Raw genomic sequence first — 21507 nt, 5'->3', positions numbered from 1 at the left:
GATAAGTTAAGTGCTGGAGATCTAGTACGTTGAAGAACTTATTGGTACTTTTCATTTCATTCTTATCTGCTAATGCGTGGGCCGACCAAACATGGTCTTCGGGCGCACAGTCGCCAGGGACTTATACGGGTATTACCACCATCACTGGCACAACAGTGACCCTCGCCGCAGGAACGTACAATTTCGACACTCTGATTATTTCAGGTACCGCGACTGCAAATAGCAACACGGGCTCAAATCTTGGTGTCACGATCAATGCCAACACAGTCACAATTTCAGGGACGCTTAAAGCCGATGGAACGGGATTTGGAAGTAATGCAGGATCTGGGGCAGGAAATGCCGGAGGTGCCTATGGCGGCGTTGGCGGAACTGGAAATGCAGGCACAACTCACACCCTTGGATATGGAAGTGCCACGAATCCCACGGATCTTGGCTCGGGAGGCAGAAATTATATTGGCTCCGGAGGGGCCGGCGGCGGAGCGATTGCTTTAAACGTCACTGGAACATTGACGGTGGATGGAACTCTTTCTGCCCGAGGTAACACCGGAACGAACGCAGGTGGTGGTTCCGGTGGAAGTTTGAAAGTTTCAACATCAACTCTTGCGGGGGCGGGAACAATCACAGTTGCCGGAGGAACAGGTCAAGGTTCAGGTGGTGGAGGACGCGCTTATATTGCATACTCAACTACAAATAGTTTTTCCGGAACTTTCAGTGCAGCACCAGGCACAGTCTCTGGAGGAACTGCTGGTACTGCGGGTTCTTTTTTTCTGGTCGATTCCACAAACAATGATCTTTATATTAACACAAATTCAAGCGTTCCTCCGACAGAGATCACCTTTAGGAACATTACTATCGCTTCTGGTGTGACATTGAGTGTGGATTATATGGGAAGTGCTCCCCAAGCTGGTACCGGTGCGGGTACTTCTCAAAACGGCGCCTCTTATGGTGGCGTGGGCGGTCGTGGAGTCGGTGTCCCAGCTTATACTTATGGTTCGGCTTTGGCGCCAACAGATCTTGGATCTGGTGGAGCCACCTATGTCAACCGTGGTGGTGTGGGTGGTGGAGCGATTAATTTAGTCGCGACTGGCACTCTTACGATCAACGGAAATATTTCTGCTAACGGAGGCAACGGAACCGGATCAAATGATGGTGGTGGTTCCGGAGGAAGTGTTTATCTTCGTTGTGCGACACTTGCAGGTGCCGGTTCAGTCTCTGCTATCGGTGGAAACGGAATCAGCACCGGTGGCGGTGGTGGCGGCGGCAGAATCAGCATTTCCTACAGCAGTTCCAGTACCTACTCTGGGACTTTCAATACCGCAGGGGGCACGGGTTCCAGATCCGGTAGTTATGGATCTGCGCTTTTGATGAATACGGGAAGCAACGATCTTTTTATTATTTCCACTTCCAGTATTGCGAATGGGACTTATTCTTTTAACAATGTGACGATCAACTCGGGCGCTTCTTTGACGCTTGATTATCTGGGTTATAAAAATGGGACGGGTCCCGGGGCCGGCGGTAATCAAGGTGGTGGCGGTCATGGTGGTACCGGTGGTTATTCTTCCGGTGGAGCAAGTTACGACGATCCTTTAGGTCCTATTGAAATGGGATCAGGTGGTGGTGACTATACAAACATGGGTGGCTTCGGTGGTGGAGCCCTTAAGCTCACTGTCACGGGAACCTTAACCGTCAATGGCAGTCTGACGGCAAATGGAAACGGAGCTCACGCTGCGAATGATGGTGGTGGTGCGGGCGGCAGCCTTTGGCTCATCGTTGGGACCATTACCGGAAATGGCACTCTCGCTGCGAATGGCGGTAACGGTCTATCCTCTGGCGGTGGTGGGGGCGGTGGTCGTATTTATGTCCAATACACGACTAAAACTTTCACCGGTACGGCAACGGCATCAGCAGGTACTGGAGGTTCTCCAGCTCCCACAGCGGGCTCAGTTATTTTTTCTGGAGCAAGTGGCGGTATCGAGTGTGGGGCTGCAAATTCAATTACTTTAAATTCTGGAGACTTTAATGCGAGCGGCGGAAACCTGATTGTTTCCAACGGCTGTAAACTGACTATCAACGGCGACATCTTTCCGACGACAGTCAGTGTGACGGGAGCGGGTTCGATTTTATATCAAAATGGAAATTTGCTGGTGACAGCGAACATCGATGTCACCTCAAGTGGTGTGATCACCATGGGTAAAAACACGATTATGAGTTCCGGATATACGGTTTCTGCCGGCGCTATCAACATTGCCAGCGGAGCTTCGATTACAGCGACCGGTATGGGATATTCTCCTGGAGATGCGGGATCAGGGGCGCCCACCAATGGCACATATGGCGGTGGTGGTGGTCACGGAGGTCGAGGAGCAAATTCCACGGGTGGTACTGTCAGTGTAGGTGGTTCCGCTTATGGTTCTGTGTATCAGGCAAAAACGTGGGGATTTGCGGGCTCCAATGGATCTGCAGGAACCGGGGGAGCTGGTGGGGGAGCGATCACGTTTATCGTCCCTGGAACTTTCACCGTGAACGGAACCTTGTCCACGAATGGCGTTGCAGGCTCAGCGACCGGTGGTGCGGGCGGTGCAGGCGGCAGTCTGTGGCTGACGGTGGGAACCATTGCTGGAACGGGAGCTATCACGGCGAATGGAGCCAACGGAAATGGCCAGGGTGGTGGTGGTGGCGGTGGTTACGTTTATGTTTTTTATAATACGGCGAACACCTATACCACGGCGAATGCAACGGCAGCACGAGGGACCGGCGGAAATGGAACAGCCGGATCGACTTCCACGGTGGGTGTTGTCCTCTTCACGACAACGGGTTCTGCTGCAACGAAGCTTGTATATATCGGACAGCCTTCTCCGACAGTGAGAAAAAATGCCTTGTTCTCCTCGATGCCGACCTTGGTGGCCCAGGATACGAATTCCAATATCGTCAGTAGTTTTTCAGGCACGGTGACGTTAGCTGTTTTTACAGATTCAAATTGTACCTCTGCCGCATCAGGAACCTTGTCGAATAGTATCAGTGTGGTTAATGGAGTTGTATTGAGTTCAGGTGTGAAATACGACTCTACCGGAACAATTTATGTCCTGGCTTCTTCAAGTGGACTGACAAGTGCTTGTTCTAGCTTGGTGAAGGTGGGTGGAGAAGTTGCCACGCAATTGGTGTTCACGACTCAACCACCGGCCACAGCAACTGCCGGAACTGATTTCACATCCCAGCCCGTGATTGCCGCTCGTGATGCTAATGGTATCAATGATATCTTAGCAGGTGTCTCCACGGTCACGGTCTACAGTGATGCCGCATGTACGACAACGTTATCAGGAGGAACTCTGTCAGGGGCTTCGTCCGTAAGTGATGGCGTAACAACATACACGGGAATGGATTATACAAAAGCCGCCACGATTTATTTAGGTGCTTCGCAAACGTTGGAAGGTAATCTCATTAAGGGTTGTTCAACAGCGATCGTGGTCAGTCCTGCGGCAGCTTCGACATTAGCATTTACAACGACCTCTTCCACGACAGTTGGAGCCGGCGCGACCTTTACTCCAAATCCTGTTGTGGAGGTTCAGGACAGTTACGGCAATATTATTACTAGTTGGGCGGGAACGATTAACATCGGTGCTTACACGAACACGGGCTGTTCGACGGCCGCCACAGGAACGTTGACAGGGGCCGGTGGTTATTCGCCGACAAGTGGTTCATTGACTCTAACAGGTTTAAGTTTTGATACGGTCACGACGAATTTACGCATATGTGCACAGGCAACAGGTTTAACTCGGGACTACTATACGATTTCCAGTGTGACGGCGGGGGCTGCTGCGAAGTTGGCATTTAGTATACAACCTGCCGCGACGGGGGTGACGAACGTCAATCTACGCAATGCTCAAGCCGCAGTGAAAGCGACAGATCAATACGGCAACCAAGTTGCTTTTACCAATACTCCCACCGTCAAGTTTTATACGGATGCAACGTGTTCAACTGTTGCGATTCCGGATCCAAGCTATGCGGGAGGAACGACGGGTTCGGGCACAACACGGGTTTATACTTTTACGTCACTTCGTTATAGCAAAGCCGGAACTTACTATGTTGGGGCGACTTACGGGGCACTGACTATTGGTTGTTCCAGTGCCGTCGCCTTGGTGAATAATCCACCAGTTTTCTTTCGAGCCTATTAATTCGTAATTTGTCAGCAATGTAAGTTGATGGCAAACTTGTCTCATGAATGAAGTGTTTCGCAAAATCGCAAATAAAATTTCACACTGGGTCGGAACGCCGATCGCTTTTGCAGTTGCCGTATTGGGCATTATTGCATGGGCGGTGTGCGGGCCGTTCTTTGATTATTCCGATACGTGGCAGTTGGTGATTAATACGACGACCACGATTATTACTTTCCTGATGGTTTTCTTGATTCAAAATACGCAAAACCGTGATGCTCGCGCCATTCATCTGAAATTGGATGAGCTTATTCGCGCCAACACGGGGGCACGAAATTCTTTAATTGATCTGGAAGAGATGTCTGACGAATTATTGGATCAGGTCCATGAAGACTTTAAAGCCTCGCACGAGCATATTTCTTCATTCATTGAAAAGATCGAAAAACAAAAAGAGAAGCGTTCTAAATAATTATCATTTTATACGAGAGCTTTGATGATCCAAAGCCCAGCGATACAAAGAATCCGGTGACAGCCCCGGCGTCCCATCAAGATCCCAGTAATTTTTCGGCCAGACTTTTTTATTAAAAGTCATAGGATGAGTCGGGATATTTAAAAGCTTGCCGATAATTTCAGAACAGTACATCGCACTGTCATCCCAAGAATACCAAAAATCAAAAGGCAATCCCAAATAAGGCGTGATCTGCGTGGCATTCAGCTCCGAGTTGATCTCGATAATTTCGGTGATGGTGCCATGCTGATTCAAACGTTCTTCACTAATCACGGCAACACCTTCGCCGGGATATGCGTTTAACCAAAGGGGAGCGATATCATCAAATTGAATGGCCGTGTGAGAGAAGCGTGCCCCGGGTTCGTATTCAACGCGCTCGCCTCGGGAATTGAAAGTTTCCAAGAAAGCGATGCGCGTGCCGGCTTCGGCAGGAAGCTGCAATAAAAGCGAGATGAATAGAAGGATTAAACTGGATCCCAGGCGCATAAAAGGGGTTGTCCTCCTTTGAGATGTGCCAGTCAAAATATTTCTGATTGAATTGTGACCGTGATCATTGTGTAGACCTCCGAGCCTTGCTATTTTTAACTGAAGAATGCCGCATGGAGGCCCGCCGTGAATAAAAATCAATCAACACCCCTGGTTTGCCTTCATGGGTTTTTATGTGATCCCAGATTGTGGCAGGACGTTCAGGTCATCCGATCATATCAGGGGCCTGTGCATTTGATCGATTTTAAGCACTGCAAAACCTTGGCAGATATGTTGGGGCAAATCGAAAATCTCGCGGAGCCTCGTTTTCACCTGGTCGGTTTTTCCATGGGTGGCTATATCGCAGAACTTTTTGCGACGAAATTTCCCGAGCGTATTGAAACTCTCACTTTGATTGCGGCAAATGTCGGTGCCCTTAGTGACAGAGATAAATCCAGCCGTATGAAGATGGCCGAGATGCTTTTGAACGTAAGCTACAAAGGCATGTCAGAAAAAGAAGTCGCAAAGTTTATTCACCCGCACTCTGCCAGCAATCCTCATGTCGTTCAGACGGTTATTGATATGAGTCGGGCTTATTCCTCCGAGATGTACGTGAACCAGATGCGAGCAACCCTTGAGCGCGAAGACCTGACGGCAGCCCTTGATGCGTTGGAATTTCCAATCTCAATTATCGCGGGCAGAGAAGACCGTGTGGTTTCTTTGGAATCTCTTCATAAATTTCATCAGCAGATTCGGCGCTCAAGCTTTGACGTGATCGGGGAGAGTGGTCACTATCTGCCTTTAGAAAAACCTGATGATGTTGGTCGAGCCATTTTGCGAGCAATTTCTAGATAAGTTATACGAGTCGCAATGATTCGGGACGAAAGACGGCCTACTATTTAGGACATTTGAATATCTGACAAAGAACGCTTAGCATTTTCTGTATGACAACAATTAAATCAGTGTTCCTGCTCGCAGTCCTTTTGTTTTTCGCTCACCCATCTTTTGCTGCCAATGAAATTCCCGTGAATGCCAGACTGTTCATCGGTTCCACAGCAGTTTCGCCTTCGGATCTAAATACCTCGCTGGAAGCGCAGAGTATGAAGAAAGTTGAAAACATCACTCAGTACGGTGTGGAGATCGTTTATCCCGCGTTTCGATATTTAGATGTGGGTATTCGCTATTCTCACAGAACATTAAGCAACGATGAAAATCCTTCGAACACGAGCACGGATTACTGGGCAAAGATAGACCAAGATACTTATATGTTTCTCGCAAGATTTCCGTTCCTGAAAAGCGACGTCGTACGACTGGATGCTTTTGCCGGAGCCGGGGGGAGTAACACTACATACACCATTAAATCTGCCACGGAAGATGGTTCATTGACTAAAAAAGCCTCCGGGTCATTTTTTGCCACGCCTTATGCGGCCGCAGGAGCCTCAGTGGCCGTGGGTTACAAGTGGATTTACTTTGTAATGGAAGCCGGAGTGGAAAGTAACAAGCCCGATTCATTTGATCGTTCGGGAACTGTCAGCAGCAATATTAATAACATCGATCTTTCGGGTTCATATCTGACGATCGGAATTCTATTCACCGGAGTTCCAGGGACCGTTGGAAAATAATTCTCCTAAATTTAGCGCTCGCAGTGAAAACATTGCCTAAAATTTCATCTTTTTAGGGAATGATATTGCGAGCTTAGCTATATTCCGCGCGGCTTTGCTGAGAACTTGTGCAAACTCTCGCCGCACCCCAAAAAACTCATAAATATTTTTAAAATACTGCAAGATTTCGTATTGACTTTAACCCCCGCTTAGAACAAATTAGCACTTCCTCAAACGGACAGTGGTTCGCTAGCTCAGCTGGTAGAGCACTTCACTTTTAATGAAGGGGTCGATGGTTCGAATCCATCGCGAGCCACCATTTTTTGTTCTTTTGATTTTCCCTGTACGTTCCCATCGTCTAGGGGCCTAGGACACCTCCCTTTCACGGAGGATACAGGGGTTCAAATCCCCTTGGGAACGCCAATTTTTCTCACTTATCATGCTTCGCTTTCGCTTCGCCTGATTTCGAAAAATTCCTGATTCACTTCGGCTCCGCCGAAGTAGGTATTAAAACCGATCTGACGATCGGTTTTTTTATTTTTGGCGTTTTGGTTTTTATTCTTCGCCTTTGTCAGGCTTTGAGGGCCACGACGGCCCGAGCCCCAATCACGTCGCGCTACAACCATGCTCCGAAAAAAATCCTGATTCACTTCGGCTCTGCATAAGTAGGTATCAAAACCGATCCGCCGATCAGTTTTTTATTTTTCGGGATAGGTTTATAATTTTATAAGTCGACGGTTTTTTCTCGTTTTCCTCTGTTTGTCAGTTCGGAAACGGTTCTCACCAGCTCTTGCTGATTCAGTGGCTTCGTCAAATGCGCGGAAAAGCCCGCTTGTGTTGTTTTTTCCATTTCATCCTGCATTGCATGTGCTGTCAGAGCGACGATGGGTCCCGCATATCCGCTTCGCTCCAACGCTTTCTTGGATTGATATCCGTCCATTCGCGGCATCTGAATATCCATCAGTACGATGTCGTACTGTTTTTGGGCTACTTTTTCTAAGGCATCTTCGCCGTTTCCAGAGGTATCAACAAAGGCTCCGTGTTTTTGTAGAATATTTTTTACCAGAAACAAATTTTCCGGCGAGTCGTCGACGGCAAGAACTCGCACTCCTTGCAAACTCAGATTGCGACGGCCTTCATAATTGAAAATCTCTTCTGCTTTTTGCGACGAAGAGATGCTTTTGGCGTTCTCTGCTTCTGTTGCTGGAAAATTTAACGTGAACGTACATCCCACATTGGGTGCGCAGTGGGTGATGGAGATATCTCCACCCAATGCTTCCGAAAGACGTTTGGAAAGAACAAGTCCAAGTCCCGTACCTCCATATTTGCGGGTGGTCGCTTCGTCGGCCTGCACGAAGGGTTGAAACAATCGTGCTGTTTGTTCAGCGGTCAAACCAATCCCCGTATCTTTGACGTCCACCTTGAATTGCAGTTCGCTGTAGGACCGCGATGTGACCTTCACATCCACTCGGATGCCGCCAGTGCTGGTGAACTTAACAGCGTTACCGATCAGATTCACCAGGATCTGTCGCAAACGGCTTGGGTCGGAACAAATTCGTGGGGGAGTGTTTTCGTCAATATTCAAAAGCAAATAGATATTTTTCTGCCGGGCTTTTTCTCTGAAAAGTTCAACCGCGTCGGTCATTAAATCATAAAGTGAAAAATCAATCTTCTCGACGTGCAGCTGTCCTGCTTCAACTTTAGCCAGGTCCAAAATATCATCAATAAGGCGGGTGAGAGCTCGGCCGTTTCTTGCAATGGTTTCCAGAAACTGGTCGCGTTCCTCGGGATCTAGGGTGCCTTCTTGCAGAAGATCGGTGAAACCGATGATCGCACTTAAGGGAGTTCTGATTTCGTGACTCATATTCGCCAGAAATGCGCTCTTCATTTTGTTCGCGGCTTCGGCGGCTTCTTTGGCTTTGTGCAATTCAGCGGTGCGCTCGACGACTTTTTGTTCCAGCAACTCCTTAGCGAGCTTTAGCTCGATATTAACGGCTCCCATTTCTTCTGAGCGCCGATAGATTTCCGCAGCCATTGCATCTTGTCTTCCTTGAATGATAAAGAATTCCGTGACGTCTGTGGCTTGGTGAAGGATGTAGGCCACTTCGCCGTTTTCATCTAAGACCGGAGTGTTTACAGGACTCCAGTATCGTTCTTGATAGACGATGGGATTTGTCCCTGGAATCGGGATATCATATCTTTGGATCGAGTCTTTATCTGCGACTTTATCCCTCAGCACTCGCTGCAGGGAGGCTCGTAAATGTCTCGCTCCCGCAGATCCGGGATCTCCCGGTTTTTCAGGGAAAAGATCATATAGATTTCGACCGATGGTTTGTTCACGGGTCGTGCCCGTCACTTGAAGCCGCAATTCATTGACGGCAATCATGGTAAAGTCGGGTGCCAAAACGACCGTGGGCACGGCGATGGCTTCTAAAGGTATGAGAAATTCTTTTTCATCCACTCTGCTGATACCTTTCCTCATCCACTAATTTTAACTCTCAATTGGCAAAGTGTTAGCAGGGACTTTCAAAATGCATTTTCAAAACAGAAATCGAATTAAGTTATCTGCAGGTTGCCAACTTTCTGGATGGGATACAGTTATTCAACATAATCCTAGACATTGGATGTCCAAGACATAAACTGAACTTCGTAGGAAAGGAGTCACCATGAAAATTCTGGTTCTTTTGATGATCATTTTAATCGCGGTCGCGCCTTCGTCTTTCGCTCTGAGTTCCGGCGAAACCCTGACAGCCTTTCAAATTCAAAATCAGTTCGATGAACCTGCCGAGCTTAACAAAGATACAAAGTGGATTCTTTTTTCCAGTGATATGAATACCGCTAAAATGCTCAGCGAATACTTAAATGAAAATGCATCAAAGTTGGATCTGGGCGGAATCCTGATCATCTCTGACATTTCAAAGATGCCCGGCCTGGTTTCAAAGATGTTCGCGATTCCTAAAATGAAAAAGTATAACTTTAAATTGGCTCTGGATAAAACCGGGGAGACCACGAAAGACTGGCCTCGTAAAGAAGGCGCTCTCACTGTTATAAAGGTGAGCGATCTGAAAGTAGACTCCATCCAAGAGCTCGTAGGTAAAGAATCCATCCAGACTTTCTTCGCCGATAAAAAATCCGAACCAAAACCGCCAACTCCTAGTTCGGGTGCAGCTGCGAACTAGATGAGGAAATAAAAAATCCCCTGTGTTCAGCAGGGGATTTTTTTTTATTTCTGAGATTCTCAGTGATTAATTTTTTTCGCAAGACATGCGCGCAACTTTACAAAATGAAATCACAGTCTGATCCTGACAGCGGGCAATGACTTCTTGGCGAGCATCGGCTTCGCTTTTAGCAGTTGCGTAGACTCGCTTGCCGTTAGAGCCCACCATCGTGCAGGTATAAGTTCCCACAAGCTTTGGTGAATCTCCAGACCAGTCCACGGCTAGAGTGCCTTTGGTGTCTGGTTTATTGGGATCAACGACTTTCATGCCAGCGCATCCCATAAGTAAGTTAGACAGAATAAAAACTACCAGCGAAGCTTTCACCATTCAGTGCCCCTTAATCCATTATTGGCTTGAAGTACTAAGTATAGTTAAGTCCTAAGCACTTCTCAAATGAAACGGTCCTGGATCCAGGAGAAGATTTTTAATGAGACAGTTATATTAAAAAAGCCCACTTTTGAGGTGGGCTTTTTCGTTTTGAAATTTAAATAATCTCTAGTTGTTGAATAGAGGCTTCACCCAAAGGGTCTGTTCACGACCCGGGCCAACCGAGATCACGTCGATCGGAGTTCCCAATTGCGAACCCACGTAATCGATGAAGTTCGTCGTGTGGCGAGGAAGGTCGGATAACGTCTTAACCTTCGTCAAATCCTCTTTCCAGCCTGTCATCCATTCAACAACAGGTTCCACTTTTTCCAACTCATACGGAGACGTCGGAAGTTCATTGATAATCTCGCCATTGATTTTATAGGCTGTGCAAACACCGATGCGGTCATGACCTGACAAAACGTCAATCTTCATCATCGCAAGATTTGTGATGCCATTTACGCGAATCGCGTATTTCAAAGCGACCAAGTCCAACCAACCACAGCGGCGAGCACGGCCTGTTGTCGCGCCAAACTCATGACCATCGGCCTGAATTTTTTGGCCGACTTCATCATGAAGCTCTGTTGGGAAAGGACCTGAACCCACACGAGTTGTGTAAGCCTTGAACACTCCAATTACTTTTTGAATGTTTGTAGGACCTACACCCGCACTCACACAAGCATTTGCTGAAAGTGTGGATGAAGATGTCACGTAAGGGTAGGTTCCGTGCAAGATATCCAGCATCGTACCTTGTGCGCCCTCGAACATCACACGCTTGTTGGCTTTCAAAGCCTTAGAGATGAACAGGGAAGTGTCTTTAGCGCGGTAAGGAGCCAGGTCTTCAGCCACTTCTTTCAACTGCGCCAGCAAATCATCCAATTTGAAAGTGGAAGACTTATAGTAGTTCTCAAGCATGAAGTTCTTTTCACGCAGAGCCAGTTCCAATTTTTCTTTCAAGGATTCTGGGTTAAAGATATCGCCCAACAAAACGGCACGGCGCGAAGCGCGGTCTTCGTATGCAGGTCCAATGCCTTTACCAGTAGTTCCGATTTTCCCACCTTGAAGTGCCGCCTCACGAGCGGAATCCAAAGCTTTGTGGTAAGGAAGAATGATTGTTGCTGTATCAGAGATCAAAAGCTGTTTTGGATTTTGCAGGTAACCGCCAGCGATCAGGCGTTTGATTTCATCACGGATGCTGAACACGTCAATCACCACACCGGAAGTGATCACGCAAGTCGTGTCAGGGCGTAAGATACCACTTGGAACCAAGTGCAAAACTGTTTTTTGGCCGTTCACCACCAACGTGTGACCTGCATTGGCACCGCCTTGATAGCGCACCACCATGTCTGCTTTTTCTGCAAACACGTCGACCAATTTACCTTTACCCTCGTCGCCCCATTGAGCGCCGACAACCACGATTCCTGACATAGTTCGATCCCTTCAAAAGCGCGATGAGCGCCCGGGACATGACGATAGGAAGCCGGGGTTTAAATGTCAAATTTTCTATTTGTCAAAAGGCGTAGCCCCGTACCAAGGCGCTCTTGGGGGGAGAGTGTCAGAGGTGCTTCCATCCACAAAAAAGGCCATAAGCTTATTTGCTGCAACCTGACTCGCTTTAAAGAACGCATCTTCCGTATTTGCTCCAATATGCGGAGTCACCACCACATTCGGGTAGCCCAGCAAATTAGAGGTTTTAGAAAGAGGTTCTTTTTCGAATACATCGAGGCCTACGGCGCGCAACCAGCCGTTTCCTAAAGCCTCACAGAGGTCGTTTTCATTGATAATGGATCCGCGAGACGTGTTTACCAAAACAATGCCGCGGTGGATGTATTCAAAATGTGAACGGTCCAGCATGTGTTCCGTTTCCAAAGTTTTTGGAACGTGGAAGCTTATAACATCTGCTGACTTCAAAACTTCTTCGTAACCTAAGCGTGGGATGTTTAATCGTTCAAAATTTTCATCCGCTGCGTAAGGATCGAATGCCACGACATTCATGCCAAAAGCTTGAGCAAATTCTGCAACGCGGGAGCCAATACGGCCAAGGCCAATGATTCCATAAGTGCGACCGGAAAGCTCTATGCCGGTGATGAGATCGCGTTTCCATTCGCCCTCTTTGACCATTTTTTGAGCAGGCATAAGATTGTTCACGCATGCGAGCACTAAACCCCAAGTCAATTGCGCTGCTGACTGCACGTTGGCAGTAGGCGTGTGCATAACTGTGATGCCCCATTTTTCAGTGGCGGCTAAATCAATGTGATCAAAGCCGCTGGTGCAAGTGATGATCAGTTGCAGTTGACGGGCTTTTTGCAAAAGCTCTTCGTTGATCACTGTGCGACTGCGAATGATTAAAGCGTGAGCAGAAACCAAATGCTCTAACGGCAGATGAATGTGGCTGTCGCTGCGAATGACTTCAAAGTTTTCGTTTTGCTGCAAGTAAAGGAAACTGTCTTGAGCGAAGCGGTCTGTGATCAGGATTTTTTTCTTCATGGGTTTTGCTCCAACCACTGTTTGCCTTCATCTACCACGACGGAGATTTGCTCTAAGGTCAAAGACCCCGGATCAAATTTACGTAAAACCTGTCCCAAGTTGTCGATCAGTTTCAAAAGCTCGTGATCCTGGATATATCCCATGTGACCCACGCGAATGATTTTACCTTTTGCTTGGTCCTGGCCGCCCATAATCGTGATGTTGTGGGATTGCTCGAGCTCCAGGCGGATTTTTTGTCCATCCATGGTTTGCGGCACAACCAGCGCTGTCACCGAATCACTGGGTGATTTTGCATAAAGCGTGAAGCCTAATTTCTGAGCGAAAATGCGCGTAAATTCAGCTCGGCGGTGAATAGAGTGGAACAAGCTTTCCAAACCTTGTTTCGTGATCAAGTTTAAAACCACATCCAGTGCACGCGTGATCGCCACATTCGAAGAAAAGAAAGTTTCGCCTGCGGCATTGGCTTTCTTCTCCTTGCGCACGTCATAGTAAAATCTTGGGCATTTGGCAGAGTCAAAATACCCTTGGGCTTTTTTAGAAAAAGAAATAAAGGCCATGCCCGTTGGAAGCATAAAAGCTTTTTGTGAACCTGCGACTATACCGTCAATTTTCCACGCATCCATCGGCAGGGGATAAGCTCCCAAAGCGGTGATGGCATCCACTAAAAATAACGTTTCGGAATATTGGGATACGATTTCAGAAATTTCTTTGATCGGGTGAGCAACAGCTGTGGAAGTTTCGCAGGCCTGGCAAAGCACCGCGCGAGTTTCCGGAAAGCGTTTCAAGTGATCTGCAACAGATTCAGGCTTTACAGCCTCGCCCCAGGGAACATTGATGATGGAAACTTCGGCGCCAAACGTTTTCGCCATTTCAGCCCAGCGTTCACCAAATTTTCCAGACACGATTGCTAGAACTTTATCACCCGGAGAGATCACGTTGACGAGCAATGCTTCCATCCCACCAGAACCAGTGCAGCTTAAAAGATAAACATCTTCTTTGGTTTGGAAAACCTGACGAATGCCTTCTAAAACGCGTTTTAAAATCACATCAAATTCAGGAGTGCGATGATGAATCATCGGCAATGCCAAGGCTTTACGCACCTCAGGATGAAGGTTTACGGGACCCGGCGCCAACAAGCTGTATTCATCATTGAAAGTAGTCATTTTTCTTCCTTGATCTCTTCCTTAATTTATACTCAACTGGGTCGGTGGACGCAATATTTAAAGGCTCTCGCAGCATTCTGATTCTCTCTCTACTTTGCCTACAGTTTCTTTCGGGCTGTGCTTATCATTTGGGCGTGGCCAGCAGAACAATTCCAGGCGGGTACAAGCAGATCTCAGTTCCAGTTTTTAAAAATAAAACGAATGAACCCGGACTCGAAGTGGCGTTCACCAATGGTTTGATTCACGAATTTCAACGCTCGCGTGTGGCGCGTGTTGTGGACAACTCACTTTCAGAAGTGGCTGTGATGGGAACGATCGACACCGTTGCATATTTGCCTGGCGCAAAACGCGTTGCCGGTGACTCTTCCACTTTTCTTCCTAAGGGAACTGTTATCGCGTCAGAGTATCGAATTCTTCTGACAGTAACTGTCAAAGTTGTGAGACAAGCTGACGGCACGCAGTTGTGGGCGGGAAGCTTCACGGGTGAGCGTACTTATGCGGCACCTCAGGTAACGCTTGCTGGCGTAAACTCGGTGGATCCTCTTTACAATCTGTCAGCCCGAAGGCAAAACATTGACCTTATGGCGAACGATCTGATGCTTGAAGCTCACGATCGTATTACAGAGAATTTTTAGACGATGGCATTAATTGATTCACAAAAATTTTATAAGGACTTGGAAAAGGGCAACCTTGCTCCCATGTACTTCCTATTCGGTGAAGAGCCGTATTTGTTGAATCAAAGTGTCGAGCGCTTCAAATACGCTGTTCTGACCGAGGGCGCGATCGATTTCAATTACAGCTTGTTTTACGCAAGTGACGCCGACATCGTGCAAGTTCGCGACGCCGTTGAAACTTTGCCGATGATGGCACCTCGTCGTTTGGTAATCCTGAAAGAAGCCCAAGAACTGACAGACAAAGAATGGTCTCAGCTGGAATCCTTGATCGAGGAGCCAGTGGACAGCACTTGTTTTGTGATCTTAGCTTCCCGCGTGGATAAGCGTAAAAAACAAATCCGCCAACTTTTGGACAAAGCCGAATGTGTCGAGTTCAAAAAGCCTTACGAAAACCAAGTCCCATCGTGGATCAACTACATCGCTGAAACTTTGGGTTTGAAAATTTCTAACGACGCGATTCACTTGCTGCATAAATTGGTGGGGCATCACCTGACTGAAATCGAAGCCGAATTGAAAAAGTTAGGGGAGTTCGTCGAAGGCGCTCGTCGTATCGAAGTGCAAGATGTCGCGCAAGTGGTGTCTCGCTCTAAAGAAGAAAGCGTTTTTGATTTCACGAAAGCCGTTGGTTTGAATGACCGCGTGAAGGCGTTGGAATATCTGGTTCATCTTTTGGATCAAGGTCAAAACGAAATCGGTATCATCTCTTTGGTGGCTCGCCACATCCGTATTTTGCTCGCGGTTAAGAAGGGCATGGAAGAAGGCCTCCACGGAGCAAAGCTTGCTCACTATGCCCAGGTGCCTCCGTATTTCCTGGAAAACTACAGCGAGCAAGCTCGTCTGTGGACTGCTAAAAAATTAGAGCAGACGATGGTTGTTCTGTCTGAGACCGACAAGGCTCTAAAATCTTCGCCGTTATCCAGCCATATCTGGTTGGAAAATATGGTTCTTAAAACCTGCACAGCCTAATTGCGCGGTGTAGACACCGAAACGGTGTTTTTGCTTCTTCATTCCCATTTTGAGACGTCAATTGGTTATCGGGCTGGGTGACGACTTTTGCTCTTCTATCTTAATTTTCTGTTTATATTGATTCTGATTTATTTCGCACGGCACAGCTCTTGAAATGAAATCTCACTATATGGAGGTTTCTATGAAACATGTTTTTGCTGCTATCGTTATGGTTTTGTCTGTACCGACAATCTCAATGGCAACGGCCATGTCACCAGAAAGATCCAAATGTTGGTCTATGGAGATGTCGCTGGAAAATTATAAGGCCTGGTATAAATCCTACAGCAGATTTAAAGCTGACGAAAGTACCCTGGATGTAGTCACGCGATTTGACCTAAAGAAAAAAGCTCTAAAAAAAGTTGTGATCCTAACTGAAGACTTTGCCAAGCAGGCACGTGTTAAAGTACCTGTAAATTTAATCTCCCAAGCAAAAGATCTGATCAAAGAAACTGAGGCTGGTCATATTCCAGCCGACTCCGCAGTCAAGGTAATGACATCAGGATTGGATCGATTCGAAGAAAAAATGGGAGAAATGATCAATAGAGCTGAAACCGATAATCAAGATTGTTTCATGAAGGAAAGAGTGGTGTTCACTGAGAGTGCACCGAAGTCATCAGCTGTAAATGGTGTGAAGTAAGGAATCATTTATTCGCTATTTAAAGTTTTATCTTTTATCACTTTTAACTATTGCGGTTTCCAGCTCGGAAGCCGCAATGCCTATTTTATTGGATTACTCTGGATTATTTCCTCAAGTCGAATGCTCTATTCAAAACATGCGCGGACTGTGCGCTCTTGATTTAGGGGCAGAGAACACGTTCATATCCGCTAAAGCCGCTAAGGGTTTAAAGATCACGGGAGAACAATCCATGCAAACGTTGGGCGGGGTGGAGACCTATCCGACAGTCGAAATTAAATCTTTAAACTTAGGCAGCGAACAGCTAAGCACAAATTTAAAAGTCTTGGTACAGACGGAAATCCCAACAACGTCGGGCCAGGAGCTGATTGCTACAATCGGCGCAGACGCGATCAAAGATAAAGTTACAATCATCGATAATGCAAGAATCCTATCAGCCTCTGCCGCAATCTATATCAACCCAACAACAGCGCAAACCTCAGTCTTTAAAACAAAAGGAAAAATGCTGCCCGGATCGAAGCGGCCCATCATAGAAATAAAAATAGGAAACCAAACTGCAAGAGCCCTCATAGACACCCACGCCCAAAGCGCCGTGACGGGTGCCTTCGTTAAAAACAACCCGGAACTATTCCAACTATTAGGCCGCCAACAAAAAACCGACATCGCAGGCTTCACAAAGTCCTACATGATGGCCCAACCCACGGAACAAATCTGCATCCAAAACCAATGCACCAAAAACCTATGGCCCTACATGGTCATCCCACCCCAAGAAAACATCGACATCATCCTAGGTATCGACTACGTCCAGCAATACACCTGGTTATTCGATAAAAAATCCCAACAATACGCCGCCATCAAAAAGCAAAACATGAAACGCTAATTTAAATGACGCATTTCCCGCACCATAGACACCCAAACGGTGTTCCAGGAATTCAAACACTCCCCAAAATTTAAGCCCCAAAGAAAGACGACGAACAAGCCCCCATCTCCCAGGAAGCCATCTTTTTCCGCCATCGCAAAAACCAAAATCTCTTTTTAAATCCTTCTCCAAACAAACTCAGAATTTCGAAGTTAGCGAAGCAGCCAAAGTAATTTTTTCCCCTTTGAACAAGTATCTCGTTCTTGGGCTTGGGTGTGGGGAGGGACGCGTGTGCAGCGACCTCCGTCGGCGCAGGATGCGCGGACCCGCCAAAGGCGGGCGACGGTGAGCCCGGATGGCGTGTCGCGGAACACGCGTCCCTCCCCACACCCAAACCCAAGCACCGGGAACCCGTCTCAAAGTGAGACAAACAAACAAGACTGCAACCAAAGATGAAAAATTCCGATAAGCAACCAATGGCAAGCGACTTTCAAAAGATAAACATTCCAACGATAGAGGACAAAGCCGGTGGCTTCCGCCGTCAGTATCCGCGTCGTGCGATGAAACGCAAAGTAGGCGTCCTCTGCGACGGTTCCTATTTCATCGTTGAATCGGGTGAAATCGGTGAAGGTGGTATGTCGATTATTTCGGAATTCTTGCTCAATGAAGGCGACGAAGTCGTCGTGAGCTTTCAGATCCCATCAGGGGATTTCGTGTTCCTGCGCGGAGTGGTTCGTTCCACACAAAAAAAACAGGGTGACGCGACGGTCACCCATGGTCTTAGCTTCAGCAATATTAATTTTGCTACGAAAAGACAAATTCGCGCCTTTGTATCCGCACGAACTCATTCCTCTTCACAAGCTGCTTAAATAGAAAAGGGCGACTCAAAGGTCACCCAATTTCAAACTCGGAATTTAGCCACCTCTGACACAGTCAGAGATTATGCCAATTACTTCGCAGAAGCGCGAGTAGCTAGGCGGCTGATTTTGCGAGATGCAGTTTCTTTTTTGATAACGCCAGTTTTAGCAGCTTTCATCACTTGAGAAGTGAAGTTTTTCAACAACTCAGGAAGAGCTTTCACGTCTTTAGCTTCGATAGCTTTAACTAGTTTTTTCTCAGCTGTTTTTACAGTGCTTTTACGAGCATTGTTTACTGCTGTTTTACGGATAGATTGACGAGCTCTTTTTGCTGCTGACTTATGATTTGCCAAGGTATAGCCTCCACTTAATCTTATAAACGAACCAAAGGGATTAACATAGGGTGTCTGTGGAGGCAAGCGGATTAAAAGAAGATCGCAAAAAGGTCTTTAAAAGAGCCTTTTTCATGGCGGGCGGGACCCTAACGAGCCGCGTTTTGGGCTTATTCCGCGATATGGCCCTGGCAGCTCTCTTTGATCGTACGGTCACCGATGCGTGGACCGCGGCGTTTCGCTTACCCAACCTGTTCCGTCGGCTTTTTGGCGAAGGCTCCCTCTCTGTGAGCTTTATTCCTGTTTTTATTGAAGCTCAGGCCGAAGACCCTTCAGGCCACAGGTCCCAAAATCTTATAAATGCCATTTACACCTTGTTACTGATCTTTCTGGGAGCGGTCACCCTGTGGGGAATTATCAGCATGGAGCCGCTTTTAAAGCTGCTGTTGGCAGATAGTTACGTGCTCGACGTGGAAAAATGGAATTTGACGGTGCGAATGGCGCGAATCATGTTCGGGTTCGTCTTCTTCGTATGCTCTTACGCCTATTTCATGGCCATCTTGAATGCCCTAGGCAGCTTTGCATTGCCGGCCCTGGCACCTGCTCTTTTAAATGTTTCGATGTTGATTTTTACCTTTATGCCGGGAGCCTGGTTTCCTGAAATCGGGGATGGGCTGTCTTGGGGAGTATTTGTCGGGGGGTTACTGCAGGCCGTAATTCTGTGGTGGGCCCTGCGCGAGAAAAACTATCTGCCAAGGTTCAGTCGTCGTCTTTGGAATGCGGACGTGCGCCAGGTACTAAAAAATATGCTTCCGGGGCTTTTAGGAGCGGGGTTGTTGCAACTTGCGACCTTGGTGAATTTGCATTTTGCAAGTGGCCTGGGTGAGGGAGCCCTTTCTTATATTTATTGGGCTGATCGCCTTTTAGAGCTTCCGCTTTCGTTAGTCGCCGTGAGCATTGGCACAGCTTTGTTACCCACCTTAAGTGATCTCACTCAGCGAAAACAAAAAGTGCAGTTTCAGTCTGTTTTGCAAGAGCACTTTTTAATGAACCTGTATCTGGCGTGGCCGGCGGCGGTTGGCTTGTTTTGCCTGGCGCAGCCGATTGTGGAAGTGCTTTTTCATCGCGGGCATTTCAGTTCCGCAGATGTTGTGGCGACGACCATGGTTTTAAAAGTTTATGCGGTCAGTTTGCTTTTGGTTTCTTCCGTGCGTGTTTTGATTCCGGCTTTTTATGCTGTTAAAAACACCTGGGTGCCAGCGGTCACTTCACTGATAGGACTAGTGCTGCATATCGGTCTTGCGCCTTATTGGATTAAATCCCTGGGGCTTCAAGGTTTGGTGATTTCAAGTCTGGTGGCGGCGGCAGTGCAGTTAATCCTGGTTGTGGGATTGATGCGAACTTACTCGGTTGCGATGAGATGGACTTCGATGGCGAAAGAACTTTTAAAAATTCTTGTAGCGGGTCTGATGATGGCGGTCTTTGCCGGAAGTTTGGCAGCGACGGTGATTTCAGCCTCCTCAAGTTTAATTAAGACGGTTTTATTGGCTGGAGTCATATTCTCCAGCGTTATGGTTTACGGATACACATCCGTGAAAATGAAAATCGAGCAGGGGAGGTTCCTGCTCGATTTTGTGAAACGTAAAAAATCTTAAGCTTCCATCATTGATTTATCGACACCCAATACCAGTTTATTCAGCTCCACCGTCAGGCCTTGTGCAGTCGTCGCAAGATTATTAATCTCGCCACCTGTCGCTGCGATTTCTTCCGAAGAAGCCGCATTTGACTGAGAAGCCTGATCCAACTGATTCATGGCTTTGCTGATTTGCTGAATACCTGTTGTCTGCTCGCCACTGGCTGCCGCAATTTCATTATTCAGATCCGAAACCTTTTTGATCGAGTTTACGATATTTGCCAAAACTGTTCCGCTTTGGTCGGCAATTTCGCTTCCGCGTTCGATTTGCGAAACGGATTCTTTGATCAACGAAGAAATATCTTTGGCCGAGGAGGCACTTCTTTGTGCCAAGGCGCGGACCGCTTCAGCAACAACAGCGAATCCTTTCCCTTGCTCACCAGCTCGGGCGGCTTCGACCGCTGCATTCAGGGCCAATAAATTTGTTTGGAAGGCGATATCGTCGATAACGGAAATGATCTCTTCAATTTTTTTAGAAGATTGAGAGATCTGAGTCATCGCTGTGATCAGATTTTTGATATCCGTTTCACCTTCTTCAGCGGCCTGACGGGATGAACCGGAAAGGCTTGCCGCTTGCTTGGCGTTGTCGGAATTCATTTGCACCATGGATGTTAATTCTTCAAGGGCCGCCACGGTTTCTTCAAGCGATGCCGCAGCTTCGGTTGATGACTGGGAAAGGCTGTTACTAGCTTCGCTTAACTGCTCCACTGATGAGGCTACATTTGAACTTGCATTGGTTAAGCGACTTGCGATGGAAGCTACAGCTCCTGACATACGAGCTGCTAGCAGACACAGAATTGAAAAGATCGCGATACCTGCAACGACTGAAGTTGCAATCAACATATTAGCGGCTTCTTTTTGCAGCTCTTTTGCTTCGAGTTCTTGTTTTTGAGAGGTGTCTTCATAAAGTTTTGCGACATTACGATTAAAGTCACGAACGATGCCACCGGTTTTTGAGTAGGGACCATGCAAGAGTTTACGGGCTTCTTTGATTTTTTCAGGATCATTGGTTTTAACCAATTCAATGATCGAATCCATGGATTTAAAGAAGTCGCCGATCACGGCCTTGGCCGGTTCAAACATTTTATCTTCTGTCGGCAGGAAAGGGGCTTCGGTATAAGACTTGTAATTAGTCTTAAATTCTTCAGCACCTTCCATCGCGGATGCAATAGCCTTGGCTCTGTCAGCGTCGTTATCGGCGTCCATCGCTGAAAGAATTTGATACGCGAATTTATTACGCGACTGGCGCATTTCACCCAGATACTGAAGATTCGGCACGATGGTGTCGCTGTAAACCGAAAGCATCGCATTGTAGCGATTGACCGTGACAGTGGAAACCCCGAACAAGATTGCAAATCCGATAATCGGGATGATCGCTGTGAACATCAAGCGACCTTTAATACCTCTAAACCAACTTGAAATACCCTGTGATTGCATATGAACCCTTTTATATCCTGGTGAAGAATTCGTTCATAAAGGTTCAAGAAGTGAGAAATT

Annotated in this window: 20 protein-coding genes and 2 tRNA genes; 13 read left to right on the top strand and 9 right to left on the bottom strand. The window is 47.2% G+C overall.

Going from position 1 to position 21507, the window contains the following annotated elements:
* Positions 1 to 29: 29 nt before the first annotated feature.
* A complete protein-coding gene (locus ACLSU7_RS04860; RefSeq protein ID WP_413294432.1) occupies positions 30 to 4169 on the top strand; it encodes a beta strand repeat-containing protein in 4140 nt (1379 codons plus the stop codon).
* Positions 4170 to 4212: 43 nt separating this feature from the next.
* Complete coding sequence (locus ACLSU7_RS04855) at positions 4213 to 4617, top strand: low affinity iron permease family protein (protein WP_413294431.1); 405 nt, start codon at positions 4213 to 4215, stop codon at positions 4615 to 4617.
* A 3-nt stretch (positions 4618 to 4620) separates the two neighbouring features.
* Here ACLSU7_RS04855 and ACLSU7_RS04850 read toward each other — a convergent pair whose 3' ends face one another.
* Positions 4621 to 5142, bottom strand: coding sequence for a hypothetical protein (locus ACLSU7_RS04850; RefSeq protein ID WP_413294430.1), 522 nt, complete (start codon positions 5140 to 5142; stop codon positions 4621 to 4623).
* Between the two features lie 126 nt (positions 5143 to 5268).
* On the opposite strand from ACLSU7_RS04850, the gene ACLSU7_RS04845 reads away from it, so the two are divergent.
* The 4 genes from ACLSU7_RS04845 to ACLSU7_RS04830 all read left to right on the top strand — a co-directional run bounded on the left by ACLSU7_RS04845 (position 5269) and on the right by ACLSU7_RS04830 (position 7145).
* Entirely contained in the window at positions 5269 to 5976 is a 708-nt protein-coding gene (locus ACLSU7_RS04845; protein ID WP_413294429.1) for an alpha/beta fold hydrolase, read from the top strand.
* An 89-nt stretch (positions 5977 to 6065) separates the two neighbouring features.
* Complete coding sequence (locus ACLSU7_RS04840; RefSeq protein WP_413294428.1) at positions 6066 to 6743, top strand: hypothetical protein; 678 nt, start codon at positions 6066 to 6068, stop codon at positions 6741 to 6743.
* Between the two features lie 222 nt (positions 6744 to 6965).
* A tRNA-Lys gene (locus ACLSU7_RS04835) sits at positions 6966 to 7041 on the top strand.
* 28 nt (positions 7042 to 7069) lie between these two features.
* Positions 7070 to 7145: transfer RNA gene (locus ACLSU7_RS04830), tRNA-Glu, on the top strand.
* Between the two features lie 14 nt (positions 7146 to 7159).
* Here ACLSU7_RS04830 and ACLSU7_RS04825 read toward each other — a convergent pair.
* Both ACLSU7_RS04825 and ACLSU7_RS04820 read right to left on the bottom strand, forming a co-directional pair.
* Positions 7160 to 7372, bottom strand: a complete 213-nt coding sequence (locus tag ACLSU7_RS04825) for a hypothetical protein (RefSeq protein WP_413294427.1) — start codon at positions 7370 to 7372, stop codon at positions 7160 to 7162.
* Positions 7373 to 7446: 74 nt separating this feature from the next.
* Positions 7447 to 9204, bottom strand: coding sequence for a response regulator (locus ACLSU7_RS04820; protein WP_413294426.1), 1758 nt, complete (start codon positions 9202 to 9204; stop codon positions 7447 to 7449).
* Between the two features lie 184 nt (positions 9205 to 9388).
* On the opposite strand from ACLSU7_RS04820, the gene ACLSU7_RS04815 reads away from it, so the two are divergent.
* Positions 9389 to 9901, top strand: a complete 513-nt coding sequence (locus ACLSU7_RS04815; RefSeq protein ID WP_413294425.1) for a hypothetical protein — start codon at positions 9389 to 9391, stop codon at positions 9899 to 9901.
* Positions 9902 to 9967: 66 nt separating this feature from the next.
* Here ACLSU7_RS04815 and ACLSU7_RS04810 read toward each other — a convergent pair whose 3' ends face one another.
* From ACLSU7_RS04810 to ACLSU7_RS04795, 4 genes are all read right to left on the bottom strand, one after another.
* Positions 9968 to 10267, bottom strand: coding sequence for a hypothetical protein (locus tag ACLSU7_RS04810; RefSeq protein ID WP_413294424.1), 300 nt, complete (start codon positions 10265 to 10267; stop codon positions 9968 to 9970).
* 168 nt (positions 10268 to 10435) lie between these two features.
* On the bottom strand, positions 10436 to 11734 hold the full coding sequence (locus ACLSU7_RS04805) for an adenylosuccinate synthase (protein ID WP_413294423.1): 1299 nt from the start codon (positions 11732 to 11734) through the stop codon (positions 10436 to 10438).
* 75 nt (positions 11735 to 11809) lie between these two features.
* Entirely contained in the window at positions 11810 to 12793 is a 984-nt protein-coding gene (locus ACLSU7_RS04800) for a D-2-hydroxyacid dehydrogenase (RefSeq protein ID WP_413294422.1), read from the bottom strand.
* Positions 12790 to 13956: a pyridoxal-phosphate-dependent aminotransferase family protein gene (locus ACLSU7_RS04795; RefSeq protein ID WP_413294421.1), complete on the bottom strand. Its 1167-nt coding sequence runs from the start codon at positions 13954 to 13956 to the stop codon at positions 12790 to 12792. Before ACLSU7_RS04795 ends, ACLSU7_RS04800 begins: the two co-directional genes overlap by 4 nt.
* A 134-nt stretch (positions 13957 to 14090) precedes the next feature.
* Here ACLSU7_RS04795 and ACLSU7_RS04790 point away from each other — a divergent pair, with 134 nt between their 5' ends.
* The 5 genes from ACLSU7_RS04790 (at position 14091) to ACLSU7_RS04770 (ending at position 17997) form a co-directional block, all read left to right on the top strand.
* The gene (locus ACLSU7_RS04790) at positions 14091 to 14591 is read left to right on the top strand and encodes an LptE family protein (RefSeq protein WP_413294420.1); all 501 of its coding nucleotides are present in this window, start codon (positions 14091 to 14093) and stop codon (positions 14589 to 14591) included.
* A gap of 3 nt (positions 14592 to 14594) precedes the next feature.
* Positions 14595 to 15596, top strand: coding sequence for a DNA polymerase III subunit delta (gene holA / locus ACLSU7_RS04785; protein WP_142699804.1), 1002 nt, complete (start codon positions 14595 to 14597; stop codon positions 15594 to 15596).
* Between the two features lie 181 nt (positions 15597 to 15777).
* A complete protein-coding gene (locus tag ACLSU7_RS04780; RefSeq protein WP_413294419.1) occupies positions 15778 to 16272 on the top strand; it encodes a hypothetical protein in 495 nt (164 codons plus the stop codon).
* A gap of 76 nt (positions 16273 to 16348) precedes the next feature.
* Positions 16349 to 17149 carry an aspartyl protease family protein gene (locus ACLSU7_RS04775; protein WP_413294418.1) on the top strand — a complete coding sequence of 267 codons (801 nt, stop codon included), beginning with the start codon at positions 16349 to 16351 and terminating at the stop codon, positions 17147 to 17149.
* Positions 17150 to 17580: 431 nt separating this feature from the next.
* The gene (locus ACLSU7_RS04770; protein WP_413294417.1) at positions 17581 to 17997 is read left to right on the top strand and encodes a PilZ domain-containing protein; all 417 of its coding nucleotides are present in this window, start codon (positions 17581 to 17583) and stop codon (positions 17995 to 17997) included.
* An 80-nt stretch (positions 17998 to 18077) separates the two neighbouring features.
* Here ACLSU7_RS04770 and rpsT read toward each other — a convergent pair whose 3' ends face one another.
* Positions 18078 to 18338: a 30S ribosomal protein S20 gene (gene rpsT / locus ACLSU7_RS04765; RefSeq protein ID WP_413294416.1), complete on the bottom strand. Its 261-nt coding sequence runs from the start codon at positions 18336 to 18338 to the stop codon at positions 18078 to 18080.
* A gap of 50 nt (positions 18339 to 18388) precedes the next feature.
* On the opposite strand from rpsT, the gene murJ reads away from it, so the two are divergent.
* Positions 18389 to 19972 (top strand): murein biosynthesis integral membrane protein MurJ, encoded by a 1584-nt coding sequence (gene murJ, locus ACLSU7_RS04760; protein WP_413294415.1) that lies wholly within the window; start codon positions 18389 to 18391, stop codon positions 19970 to 19972.
* Here the strand turns inward: murJ and ACLSU7_RS04755 are convergent.
* Complete coding sequence (locus ACLSU7_RS04755) at positions 19969 to 21447, bottom strand: methyl-accepting chemotaxis protein (protein ID WP_413294414.1); 1479 nt, start codon at positions 21445 to 21447, stop codon at positions 19969 to 19971. The genes murJ and ACLSU7_RS04755 overlap by 4 nt on opposite strands.
* Positions 21448 to 21507 lie beyond the last annotated feature (60 nt).

The organism is Bdellovibrio sp. HCB185ZH (assembly GCF_047302455.1).
Classification (GTDB): Bacteria; Bdellovibrionota; Bdellovibrionia; order Bdellovibrionales; family Bdellovibrionaceae; genus Bdellovibrio.
This window is presented reverse-complemented; position numbering and strand designations above follow the sequence as displayed.

Coding starts and splice junctions, on each gene's coding strand:
- ACLSU7_RS04770 (WP_413294417.1), top strand. CDS start 17,581: ATGAAAAATTCCGATAAGCAACCAATGGCAAGCGACTTTCAAAAGATA.
- ACLSU7_RS04780 (WP_413294419.1), top strand. CDS start 15,778: ATGAAACATGTTTTTGCTGCTATCGTTATGGTTTTGTCTGTACCGACA.
- ACLSU7_RS04840 (WP_413294428.1), top strand. CDS start 6,066: ATGACAACAATTAAATCAGTGTTCCTGCTCGCAGTCCTTTTGTTTTTC.
- ACLSU7_RS04850 (WP_413294430.1), bottom strand. CDS start 5,142: ATGCGCCTGGGATCCAGTTTAATCCTTCTATTCATCTCGCTTTTATTG.
- ACLSU7_RS04855 (WP_413294431.1), top strand. CDS start 4,213: ATGAATGAAGTGTTTCGCAAAATCGCAAATAAAATTTCACACTGGGTC.
- ACLSU7_RS04800 (WP_413294422.1), bottom strand. CDS start 12,793: ATGAAGAAAAAAATCCTGATCACAGACCGCTTCGCTCAAGACAGTTTC.
- ACLSU7_RS04795 (WP_413294421.1), bottom strand. CDS start 13,956: ATGACTACTTTCAATGATGAATACAGCTTGTTGGCGCCGGGTCCCGTA.
- ACLSU7_RS04775 (WP_413294418.1), top strand. CDS start 16,349: ATGCCTATTTTATTGGATTACTCTGGATTATTTCCTCAAGTCGAATGC.
- ACLSU7_RS04820 (WP_413294426.1), bottom strand. CDS start 9,204: ATGAGGAAAGGTATCAGCAGAGTGGATGAAAAAGAATTTCTCATACCT.
- ACLSU7_RS04815 (WP_413294425.1), top strand. CDS start 9,389: ATGAAAATTCTGGTTCTTTTGATGATCATTTTAATCGCGGTCGCGCCT.
- ACLSU7_RS04805 (WP_413294423.1), bottom strand. CDS start 11,734: ATGTCAGGAATCGTGGTTGTCGGCGCTCAATGGGGCGACGAGGGTAAA.
- ACLSU7_RS04755 (WP_413294414.1), bottom strand. CDS start 21,447: ATGCAATCACAGGGTATTTCAAGTTGGTTTAGAGGTATTAAAGGTCGC.
- holA (WP_142699804.1), top strand. CDS start 14,595: ATGGCATTAATTGATTCACAAAAATTTTATAAGGACTTGGAAAAGGGC.
- ACLSU7_RS04810 (WP_413294424.1), bottom strand. CDS start 10,267: ATGGTGAAAGCTTCGCTGGTAGTTTTTATTCTGTCTAACTTACTTATG.